Here is a 12,299-nt window from a genome sequence, read left to right on the forward strand (position 1 = left end):
ATTTGACCCTATATTTCCAGACACTTTTTATTACTTATTTCATTATGAGTTCGACGCCGCAGGTACTCTCGCGGAGAACGATAACCCAATGCACTGTGAGGATGTCATTCATTGTAATGCTCGAAGGCTGCCGCAAGATTCTTTACTGCCGTTAATCCGTTAGGTTTTGGCATTAAACTTATGTAGTCACGCTTCATAATTTTTACAAAGCTTTCCGCTATTCCATTACTTTGTGGACTCCGTACTGCCGTAAATCTAGGTGATAGGCCGAATTGTTTTGCGAACCACCGTGTTTCATGGGTTCGATGTGCTGAGCCATTGTCTGCCAACCACTCTACTGACCTTGTCGGTAATACGTTACCGAAGCGATGCTCCACAGCGCCTAACATGACATCTTGCACGGTTTCACTGTCGAAGCCTCCCGTACTGGCTGGCTGCCCAATGAAGAGCTTCGCGATCACAACAGCCTAAAGCGAATGTGACGCGTAGTTTTTCACCATCATCACATCGAAACTCAAAACCATCTGAACACCAACGTTGATTGCTTTCATTCACCGCCACTTTTCCTGTATGAGCTCGTTTCGAGACTGGGATTGCGGGTTTACGTTCCAACAATAATGCGGATTGCTTCATGATTCGGTAAACACGTTCGGCATTAATAATTGCGATATTTTCCTGCTCAGATTGCCGACGTAACATCGCCCAGACGCGGCGATAACCATACGTAGGGCTTATCAATCACGTTGACGAGCAAGCGCCTCGCTATCATCTTGAGGGCGTCGTCCTCGTTTATCTTTCCACTCACTTTTCCGTTTTGCTAGAACGTATAACTGCGCTCGTGATACACATAAGGTTCGGCTCACTAAGCTTATTTTCCATCCTTGGGTAATAAGGGCGCAAGGGCTATCCACTTTTTTCTCAAACATACTCGACAGCTTCTTTAAGAAGTTCATTTCCATTGTTTTTTGCCGAGCAACCGCTGTAGCTCTTGAATTTGCTTTATTGCAGAGGCTAGCTCAGAGGCAGGAACAACGTGTTCACCTGCTGTTACCGCGGTCAGGCTTCCTTCTTGATACTGTTTACGCTAAAGGAAAAGCCGGCTTGCCGCAACACTATGTTGGCGAGCAACTATGGAAATACTCATACCCAGCTAAAAACTTTGCTAAACTATAGCCATTTTGTCTTGTGAGGAACGTCATTTTCTGCGCTCAGAACCTAATATCTCGATCATGTTATCTCCAAGAACTAGTCTAAAAACTAGTATTAAGATTATCACTAATTTAAGTGATACCAACTGTCTGAAGATAGTGGTTCAAGATTACAGGAAATAAGTCTACTTATTTTGACATATAACCAGAATCAGGTCTTTTAATTTAGCGAAAAAATATCAAATATTCTACTGAATGAAAGAAGAATGATTCTTATGACAAATCTTGATTAGTAATCATAATTGTTTATCATGCAATTTATTTTTATCAACTTCATTTTTTTGAACATAATAATTAAGACTAAGCACCTAGGATGTGATAATTATACTCTTTATTATCCAGTTAACTTTCCGATGCGATGAACGTTTTAGCAAGGTTACTTAGCCATGAATAGAGTATTGCGTTTAACCAGTGACACCCAAAAAGCTGATTACAGTTTAAAGAATCAACAAGAACTGTTGGCATTATTAACTCAATATTTCCCAGCAAAATACCAATATTTATTTGCCCATGGTGAACAACAACCCGATGGTGCAATTATCTGGAGCACCTCAGTCTCCGGTCACCCCGTTTCACTATCATCTTTAGATAAAATTGAATTTTCAAATAATCACCGACTTCTTTGCGAAAGATTAAATGATATTCAGACACGAGCGAATAAATTACTTGAAGAAAAACTGATCACCCAAGAACAGCATCTTTTATTAAAGAAAGCTTCCGCCTTTCCTGATACTGAAAGTGTTTATATTATAAATAACCAGCCCGTTATAACATGGTGGCCGAGAATGTCACCCCTTGCGGTTCCTATCCCAGCCCCTGCGTCTATTCAACCCGCAGCCCTCATTGCTGCCGCCGCTGCGCCAGATAGAAATCGCTGGTTAGCCTCATTTGGCTTTTTAATTCTGCTATTACTTTTTGCATTACTATTTTCATGGTTAAGAGGCTGTTTTGACCCAAAAACACTCCCGGCTGTTGCCGAAAATACTCATGTCGAGCCAGCACCTAAGCCTATTCCTGAGTCTGTACTAGTTCCCGTTAATCCATTAACCCCGATGGAAAAATGCCTACAAGCAGAGATACAAAAACACGGACGGACTGATGCGAGAGGCAACAGCGTCTGTAATGTAAAACTCAATCCATCGGTCCGAAAAGTGTGCCCTGTGAACCGGAAACCCCAAGATGCACCTCAAGTTTTGATTATTTTCGATGCCTCTTACTCCATGAATATGAGCATGAATTTGACAAAGCAACAAATTGATTATATTGAAGAAAGTGGGAAACTGTTCGCAGGTTGGGATGTGGAACCAAGACGCATTAACGTGGCTAAAAAAGCGTTAGGAGAAATTGTTAAAAACATTCCTAATGACACAAACATTATAACTATAGTTGCAGCCGACTGCGAAAAAATTCAGTCAACAGGCAATATTACACCGAATAATCGCTCTAGCCTATTGAGTTTTATCAAGAGAATAGAGCCGGACGGCGGAACCCCATTGGCCGACTCCATCACTCAAGCAAATCGATCCATTAAGGACAACAACCGAGACACCATCATCATATTGATCTCTGATGGTGTTGAATCTTGCGAAAAAGACCCGTGTGCAGCAGCGAGAGCGTTAAAACGAGCTCACCCTAAAGCCGTAATCAATGTCATTGATATTATGGGTAGCGGGGCTGGAAACTGTGTGGCACAAGCTACAGGAGGAAAAGTCTTTACGGCAACAAATGCCAAGGACGTTGCCATGATGATGGAGAAAGCCTTCAATGATTACATTCCAGAAGGCTGTAATTAATTTTACATTATAATCTCATGTTATAGTGTAATATTAATTTATTACACTATAATAAAAATTAGGGACTGTCTTAGATAACTAAGATGGCATAGGAGAGCTCAATAAGAAAAAGCAGACTCAGTCAGTACAAACAAAAACGGGTCGTGTATTCAATATAGAGATCATCATAATAGATAGTGTTCACGTTCAATGAATGTCCCGATGATTTTGTCATGCATTTCAGGTGACTTCGAGTAACCTAACGTCTTACGGTTAAGGCGCTTTAAGCGGTTTCTTAGGTTCAAATTCTCTCTTTCTATTCCTATCTTATAAAACTTACTTGCTACATGTTTCTGCTTGGGAAATATCTCATAAGAACTGAACTTATCCGTGCACCAAAAAGCGACATTAAACCGAGACAGTAAAGCCAGTAACTAGAGAAGAGTCCTTTTGTTTCGACGACCAAACGTATGAGCAATAATCCGTTTTAGGCGGGGCTCCCACGCATACCAAAGTCAGCGTTGTTGCTTCTTGTTAGCCACAAAAGACCACTGTTCATCGACTTCGCAAAGGAGTTCAATGTGCAAATTATCAAGGGATAAAGACGTTACCTGCGTCGGTGAGAATTTTTTAAAGTGCGAACAACCGCATTAATGCTGATATGAAGTGCTCTAGCGGTATCACGAATACCCGCATTATTCATCGTGAGGTCAATTATTTTATCCTTTGTTCCCGGTTGGCAGGCACGATATTCATAGTCGAGTTGGAAGCTTCGGCAGCAATGTTGGCAACGATAACGTTGATGGCAAGCACTCTCTAATCCATGTTTTTTTACTGAGGGAGTTTGTTGACAAAATGGGCTCCTTACATTGATTTTGGCCATGAATATTCTCCGATAAATTACCCTATATTACAGGTTACTCACCAGATTGAATACATGACCATTTTTTGATATAGATTCGCCATTATTTCTCATTTCATACTCTTCTATTATATGCTATATGCGATTTTTCCTTATTTCATGACCAACATCAGTTTGAAAACTTAACATAATAGACAACACGTTTTTTGTCGATTAAAATAACAAATGAGGTCATGCAGTCCAAAAATATTAATTACCCAAAAATTATTATTTTAATTTAAAAAAATTAGGAAGATTAATGTGAATAAAGCTTTCCTACGTAGTGGTAAATTAGAAAATTATCTTCCATTGGGAGAAAATGGGCAGGCAGTTTATGTATCTGCATTACAACTTCGAGAAACACTACGCTTACAAAAAAAAAATAATATTGCAGATTGCCTTGCCATCCCCCAACCCAATGAAACTGGCGAGCGAATTGACTGGTATTCTCCTGTTGATGGTGAAATTATTTCTTGGACGACCGCATCTGAAGAAGAAAAAAACAATGCTTACACACGGCTAAAAAACAACCAAGATGAATTGAGAAATTTCAGTGAAAATAAGCAACAATCAGAGAACAAAGAGCAGCAATTATTTGGTGCACTACTGAATAAAACAATACAATTCCCTGATCAAGACCACGTTTATATTGTCGGGGGTCAGCCTGTTATTACATTTTGGGGATTCGTGAACGTGAACAAGCAGTCACGCACTGATCCCGTGGCCTGTTTAAAACCATTAGTTTCTCCCGCCCCAGTTGCACCAGCCGTTGCCCCTGTTGTTGAAGCCGCTCCGGTGATTGTGACCCAAAAACCGTGGTGGCGATTTATACTGTGGTTATTGCCTTTATTATTACTTCTTCTGCTAGCCGCTTTTTTTTTAAGGGGCTGTTTTAGTGTACCGATTGTGCCAACCGCTAACCTTGATACACCGAAGGTAAACCTACCGAATATCAATGTTCCCGCCGTTGAAGTTCCTAAGCCGAATATAAGTGTAGACCCAATGTTAGTGAAGCCGAGACAGACTAAAGTGGTTAACACACATAGCGTCAATGGTACGGTGGTCGTTCCTGATTTAGCCACCAATAGCCAAGTTGCGGACGCAGTGTATACCAACTTACCAAATACTCCATTAGTGAACCCTGCGGTGACGCCTGAGGGTACCAACGGCAATATCCCCGCAATATCACAAGACCCAAATGCGCCAACTACTCCTTTAGTTGACCCGACTCAATCTACCGCTGACAATACGCCTGCCAATAACCAACCAGCCGCCAATGTTGCAAATAATAGCGCAACTGTAAATACGCCAGCACCACTGAATATCCCGCAAGAAGCGGTTCAAAATGGGTCGGTGCAATTTTTAAATGGGCAGTGGAATGTAGGAGCTGGGGTTCAAGATCAAAAAACCGGGAAGCCACTCAGCCTGCAATACAATGTGAATAATGGCAAAGGTGACGTCATTATGACCCGCAGTGACGGCGTGACTTGTAGAGGCCCTATCTCGGCATCCATGAATTCCGGTGGGCTGAATATTAATAACCAAGCTCAAGCAAATTGCAGCGATGGTTCCTCCTATCGCATGCCCAATATTACCTGCCGCCCTGGCGCAAAAAACATCGCTGACTGCCAAGGTGAATACGATAAAAATCAAATATTCCCTATCTCAATGAAACGGGAGAGTAACTAATTCTATGTTAGCGCAATTAACTGATTATAAAGATAAAATCACACTTATTCGTGACAGCAATATCCAATTTTTGGATTTTGGTTTTACGCTATCCCAACGTAAAGAGTATGGCGAGTTCACCCGCAAAGGCGAAAATGGTCCATTACTGCGTTTAATCTATGATGAACGCAGCGACAAGTTTTTCTTCCCTGCCCCTAAAAATAGTATGCCGACAGCCTCAGAGCCTGAATTTAGTTTTTCCATCGAAGAGTCATTAAAGTTACTGAATGATATTTGGATCCCATTGCCATTTTTCCGATTTAATCCACCGAGATCATTTTCTAACGGCCCATATAACTGGGCTAGAGCCATTTTTCACCAATTGCCTGAACCCGATGAAGATGGAAACACACACCGTATTGTCGTCGCGTTTGATACCAGAATCGTGCCAAATCGCGAAAATACCACCTATCTCGCACCGAATGAAGATGATGTGCGCTCCGGAATTGGCTTTGCGCTCGCCTATTTAGGCCACGAAGTTGAAGATTTTTTAGAGTTTTCTTGGGTAGATAGCTGGTTGCGTGAAATTTTCAGTGAACAAGCAACATCAATACTCCGAATGTATCACGATGAATTGGAAGAGGCGCTTTCACAGTTCCAACATCAAGCCCACTACCTCAATCTGCTGCAAATTCTGGGTGAGAATATTAAGTTACCCGAAGTGAAGCTGAATGAAACCAAGTCCCAAGAACCACCGATTGAAGTGGATTTGATCTTAGACGTCGGAAACTCACGTACTTGTGGGATCTTAATTGAAGATCATAAAAACGATGATAAAGGCCTGACCCAGCTTTACGAGCTAACTCTCCGCGATTTAAGCCGGCCTTATTATGTTTACAACGAACCGTTCCAAAGCCGTGTTGAGTTCGCTCAAGCTGAATTTGGTAAGCAAGATTTTTCCGTCAGCAGCGGACGTAATGATGCCTTTATGTGGCCGACAATTGGTCGTGTAGGCCCCGAAGCTAACAGAATGGCATCTCAACGACTTGGCACTGAAGGGTCTACTGGGGTTTCCAGCCCGAAACGCTATTTATGGGACGATACCCCTTATTCTCCAGGATGGCGTTTTAGCCGCTCTTTTGGTCAAACCGAAAAAGAGCCATTGGCAACTGCAATCCCAATGACCTATTTGTTGAACGACCACGGTGAGCCGCTATTTCGTTTAGACGAAAATGATCGCATGCCCGTTTTCACACCAAACTATACCCGCAGCTCACTGATGACCATCATGCTTACCGAGGTTCTCACTCAAGCATTGACCCAGATGAACAGCTCGGCTCAGCGTTTAAAAATGAACCATGCCAGTGCGCCGCGCCAGCTACGCAATATTATCTTAACCATTCCCCCCGCCATGCCTAAACCTGAAAGAGTGATCTTCGAAAACTGCATGGAAAATGCCCTTGGGTTGATTTGGAAAGCGATGGGTTGGAACCCGATTGATAACCCCTTGACATTTAAAGGCAATGACGTTGATTGTCGCCCGCCGCTGCCCTCTATTCATGTGAAGTGGGATGAAGCCACCTGCGGGCAATTGGTGTATCTCTACAACGAAACACAGATCCACTTTGGTGAACGCACTGAAGCCTTCTTTAAAAGCCAAGTTCGCGATGATAACCGAGCACTCACTGGGGATTCTGTATTAAAAATCGCGTCGATTGATATCGGCGGTGGAACAACCGATCTGGTGATCACCCGTTATAAATTAGATGCGGGTAATGGCAGCAACGTTAAAATCGTTCCTACTCAGCTCTTCCGTGAAGGATTCAAAATTGCGGGGGATGATATTCTATTAGATATCATTCGCTTATGCGTATTGCCGGCACTACGAACCTCATTACTGGATTCGGGTATCTCCGACCCTGATGCGCTGATGTCCTCCCTTTTTGGTAGTGAAGGACTGGATGCAGGGCAGCAAGTTTTGCGCCAGCAGTTGACATTACAAATTTTCAGCCCAATTGGGTTAAAGATTTTGAATCAGTACGAAAATTATAACCCACTGAAAATTTGCGAAAATATTAACACGACCTTTGGTGAGTTTTTATCCCAGCAACCAACGCAAAAAGTGTTTCATTACATTAACGATGCCGTCAATAAAGAGCTTGGCGCAACCGATGTGTTTTCAATTCTCAATGTGCCTTTGCAAGTCAATTTTGCTCAGCTTCATGGGGAGTTTATTTCAGGGCAACGCATCAATATTACCTCCAGCCTGAAGGCCTTATGTGAGGTTTTACATTACTATTCCTGCGATATTTTATTGCTAACCGGTCGCCCTTCCCGCTTACCGGGCATTCAGGCACTCTTTAAGTTACTGCAACCGGTTCCACCATCCCGCATTTTACCTTTGCATGGATATAAAACAGGTGGTTGGTATCCCTTTAATAAAAAAGGACGGATTGACGATCCAAAATCTACCGCAGCGGTAGGGGCTATGCTCTGCTTACTCGCTGAAAATTCTCGCTTATTGAACTTCTATTTTTCTATCGGGAATTTCCGTCCTTATTCCACCGTTCGCTATTTGGGGATGTTGGATAGCCATAATACGTTAAGCGATGATGTCGTCTATTACCGAGATATTGACCTTGACCGCCCAGACTATCAACTCGATGAGCAGACCTCTTTTGAAGCTCGAGGTGCCGTCCGCTTGGGCTTTAGACAATTAAATAATGCCCGCTGGCCTGCTTCGCCACTCTACACATTGCGTATTAAGAACCCTAAATTGGCTCAAAAGCTCAGTGTGGAAAATGGCGTTATCCGCATGAAATTACAAGTCGAACAGCAGCGACAATCCCGCGATGACAACCCAGTAAGCCTTGAGCGCTTTGTGATTTCCGAGGTTGAAATGCTGGATGCATCGAATGTCAAACCACGAGATTTAAATTTCAAGCTCAACACATTAGCAGACAGTGGTATCGGTGAAACCAACTACTGGATGGACAGCGGGAGTGTATTAGTTAAATGAGTATGAATAATGAACAACAGCTGATTAATGGCTGGAATGCCATTTACCAAAATGCCGATAATGCAATTAACTGGATTAACACAGTCAGAGAGCATGCTCCTCGTCTAAACACTGAGGCTGATAACCTTATTTATCGCTTAAGACGCAGCAAAAACATTGCCAAAAATTTGGTGACAGCCACTCAACGCCCGATGTCGGTAGGCTTCTTTGGCTTATCTCAGGCAGGGAAGTCGTATCTTATCTCGGCATTAGCTGCGGGCAATAACGGACGCTTAAAAACCAAAATGTCCGGTAAAGAGCTGGACTTCATTGACCACATTAACCCACCCGGCGGCGGAAAAGAGGCAACTGGATTAGTCACTCGATTTACGCGCTCAGCGACCAAAGGCACAGACAGCCACCCCGTTGAATTACATTTATTCAACGAAGTGGAAATTATTAAAATCCTCGCGAACGCTTATCTGTATGACTTTAACCAAGAAAAAATTGATTACGTTTTAGACGAGCAAAAATTATCCCAGTTACTCACTCAGTTTGAACAGCAACGCGCCTCTGCACCAGTGGCGGGGATCTCCCACGATGACATGATTTCTTTATGGGATTATTTAAAACGTCACGCAGAAAACAGTCATAAAAAACTCGCATTAAGTTATTGGCCAAAAGCCGTTGAATTGGCACCGTACCTATCAATTTCACAACGGGCAAAACTTTTCGCCATTTTATGGGGTGAAATTCCTGAGCTAACAGAAGCTTACGAAATCTTCAGTCGCACCTTGGCGAAATTAAATTACGCTGAAATTGTCCTCGCTCCCCTCGAATCTTTAGTCAAAGAGCGCAATGGTGTCCTCGTTCAAGAGGACAGTATTATGAACGTCGATATGCTTGAGCGACTCAATAAAAGCATTGATAGCGATATTCAAGTCTGCCCAATCGAAGGGGAGCATGCAGGCTCACCGGTGTCGCTCTCTATTGCAGAATTGACCGCGTTGACCGTTGAAGTGGTGATCCCACTGCTTGATACCCCAAGCAAACCACTTTTTGAGCAGGTTGAACTGTTAGACTTCCCAGGTTACCGAGGCAGACTGGGCGTTGAGTCCATGAGTGGCATTCGTAATGCGGTGGACAGTGACGATGCTAACCCACTCGCCCAATTAATTTTACGTGGAAAAGTCTCTTATTTGTTCGAGCGTTACACGGATAACCAAGAGATGAACGTTTTGGTTGTCTGCACAGCATCCACCAAACAATCCGATGTCAAAGAAGTGGGCGGCGTGCTCACAGAATGGATCCACAACACCCAAGGTAAAGACGCACAAACCCGCGCTAAACGCCCATGTGGATTAATCTGGGCAATGACCATGTTTGACTTACGCATCTCTCAGTCACTCTCGCTCAATGAAGCCCTTTTACGCCAATCATGGGGTAAAGGTGGCATGATCAAAATGGCAATGTTAGAGCGTTTTGGTCAATACCCTTGGATGTCTGATTGGGTTGATAATCGCGCATTTGATAACACCTTTTTAGTACGCAAACCTCGCGTTCCGACCTCATTTATCCGCATGCAGAATGAGGAAGAAATTGCCTTTGATGATAGCTGCACAGAACATCTCCAATTAATGAAAAGAACCTATGTGGAAGATGAATTTGTTCAGCGACATATTCGCGATACCAGTAAATCCTGGGACAGTATGTTGCAGCTCAATGATGGTGGTATGTCCCGCTTGGCTAACTACCTCGAAACCGTTGCATTAAAACAACTGAAATTAGAGCGCATTAGCGAGCAACTTGATGAATTAAGAAAAGAATTGATCGGTAATCACCTTGAAAAATGGTATCAGTCTGGCGGTGAAGAAGAGCTATTAGTCAAAGCGAAAAATTCCGAATCCATCCTGCGTTTCATGCAGAAAGTGCCTTATCTGCAAGGGGCGTTTATTGATTACATCATGCCGAGCCGCAAAGACTTGTATGAGCTTTACATGCAAGAAGAAAATGCGCTTAGCAAAATCAAAGACCCGAAACAGTCTGACGCAGAGCCACAAAACGTCTCGATTTTCTCACTGGGTGCCAACGAGTTTGGTGGCGGTATCGACCTGTTTAGTGATGAGCCTGCTACCATTTCGGCCCCTGAAACCGATAAGCCACAAAGCTATGGGTATGAAATCATTTACCCACAAAAAGTCATTGCGCTTTGGATAAACCATTTACGCAGTTTACCGGATAATAATACGTTACTGACTTACCTTAATATCGAACAAGAGATCATGGTGACGTTTGTCGATGAGCTGATCACTGCCATTTCCCGCTTACAACTAGAGCAAAAGCTGGTGAATGCCTTGGCAGGAACAGAAACAGTCGGTGTTCTGCGAGATAAATTAGCGGAGTCCCAAGTGTCTCGCGTTCATAATATTTTAGGTGATTTCATCACTTGGTTTAATTTCAAAGACGATGGGGTTTTACGTCCAAACAGTAAAGTGAACGTTGGGCAAAAAATCTTTGAACGACCAGACCGCAATAGCGTGGAATGGGCCGATGACGAGCGCCTTGTGCGCCTCCCAGCCACACCGCTGAATTACACATTCTTATTTGTTTATGACTGGTTAATCGCTCTCGATACCGTCATTAAAGAAAACGCAGGTCACTCTGCGGGACGAGAAATTAGCGCTGAGCAGAATGCTCAACTTGGCCAAATTATTAAATCGATGAAATCATCATTGGAGTGAAACTGTGTTTAATCCAGAATTAAAGCCATTACAACCAGCTCGCCCTGGCAACGCGTTATTGACCATCCGTAATTGGGATGGCGAGCATGAAAATGTCAGCTTAACCATCCAACGAAACCAAGATGGTAACTACCTCAATGACAAAGGTGAGTGGGTCGGTAATGCCTTTGAAATTCAACTCTCATTTGAGTTAAATGGCGATGATTTACATATTGTTCTTGATAAAACCTTTGTTGACCCGCTGGTCAGCAACCTGCAAATGGCCTATCGATTCACCCTCAAAGATGATGAAGGAAATGAAGATAAGGGAACACTTAAAATTCATAATGGTGTTTTAAGTTCACTCGCTCAGGGACAACAAGATGTCATTCCATCTGGAGGAAGTGTTGTTCCTACCATTGATACCATCGATGATATCGAACCTGAACCCATCATTGAACCTGTTGAAGCCGTTGCGGAGATCCCGCCAGCCCCTGAACCGATTATTGAAAAAGTCGCTCTTGTAAAAACCAAAAAATCCCCAGTCATGGGCATTATCATCGCCCTGATATTGCTGCTAATTATCGCCGCGCTGGTGTGGTTTTTTCTGTTCAAAAACAAAAGTGAAGAGCCAGCGCCAGCTGCACCGGCTCAAACATACGCACCTGCCAATGGTATTGAAGGGGCGTGTAGCGTTGACAGTATGAAGTCCGGTGAAGCTCTCGCATTCGTACAAAACTGCTTAAAAAGCCACCCGAGTGATGTCGAGATTGTCTCGACCATTGATGCGGCTATAGCCAATAACCAATGTGATATCGCCCAGCGTTTGTATGCGTACAAAGCGCAAGCTGGAGATGCCAAAATCGCCTTTAAATACGCCCAAGAGTATGACCCGAATAATGCGTCATCCGGAAAATGTTTCTCCCCAGATAAAGAAACAGCCATCTATTGGTACGAAGTCACGGTGAATAATGACTCGCAAAATAGTGATGCAAAAGCCCGTTTAGAAGCCTTAAAGAAATAGAGGTCAAT

At 43.2% G+C, this 12,299-nt stretch carries 5 protein-coding genes and 2 pseudogenes; 5 read left to right on the forward strand and 2 right to left on the reverse strand.

The genetic code is table 11. The annotated features are described in order from the left end of the window. Positions 1–8 precede the first annotated feature (8 nt). Positions 9–1,177: pseudogene (locus ACLPIE_RS00170) on the reverse strand (IS3 family transposase). Positions 1,178–1,594: 417 nt separating this feature from the next. Here ACLPIE_RS00170 and ACLPIE_RS00175 point away from each other — a divergent pair. Continuing rightward, a complete protein-coding gene (locus ACLPIE_RS00175; protein WP_430258606.1) occupies positions 1,595–3,001 on the forward strand; it encodes a vWA domain-containing protein in 1,407 nt (468 codons plus the stop codon). A 164-nt stretch (positions 3,002–3,165) separates the two neighbouring features. Here the strand turns inward: ACLPIE_RS00175 and ACLPIE_RS00180 are convergent. After that, positions 3,166–3,863 (reverse strand): annotated as a pseudogene (locus tag ACLPIE_RS00180) (IS1 family transposase). 279 nt (positions 3,864–4,142) lie between these two features. On the opposite strand from ACLPIE_RS00180, the gene ACLPIE_RS00185 reads away from it, so the two are divergent. From ACLPIE_RS00185 to ACLPIE_RS00200, 4 genes are read left to right on the forward strand one after another with little or no spacing between them, the layout of a single operon-like run. Then, positions 4,143–5,570: an SrfA family protein gene (locus ACLPIE_RS00185; RefSeq protein ID WP_136134723.1), complete on the forward strand. Its 1,428-nt coding sequence runs from the start codon at positions 4,143–4,145 to the stop codon at positions 5,568–5,570. 4 nt (positions 5,571–5,574) lie between these two features. Continuing rightward, a complete protein-coding gene (locus ACLPIE_RS00190; RefSeq protein ID WP_136134722.1) occupies positions 5,575–8,568 on the forward strand; it encodes a virulence factor SrfB in 2,994 nt (997 codons plus the stop codon). Then, the gene (locus ACLPIE_RS00195; RefSeq protein ID WP_136134721.1) at positions 8,565–11,288 is read left to right on the forward strand and encodes a putative virulence factor; all 2,724 of its coding nucleotides are present in this window, start codon (positions 8,565–8,567) and stop codon (positions 11,286–11,288) included. The genes ACLPIE_RS00190 and ACLPIE_RS00195 overlap by 4 nt, the downstream gene beginning before the upstream one ends. A gap of 4 nt (positions 11,289–11,292) precedes the next feature. Continuing rightward, positions 11,293–12,291: a hypothetical protein gene (locus tag ACLPIE_RS00200; RefSeq protein ID WP_136134720.1), complete on the forward strand. Its 999-nt coding sequence runs from the start codon at positions 11,293–11,295 to the stop codon at positions 12,289–12,291. The last annotated feature ends 8 nt before the right edge of the window (positions 12,292–12,299 follow it).

Source organism: Providencia sp. Me31A (genome assembly GCF_050487165.1).
Taxonomy (GTDB): domain Bacteria; phylum Pseudomonadota; class Gammaproteobacteria; order Enterobacterales; family Enterobacteriaceae; genus Providencia.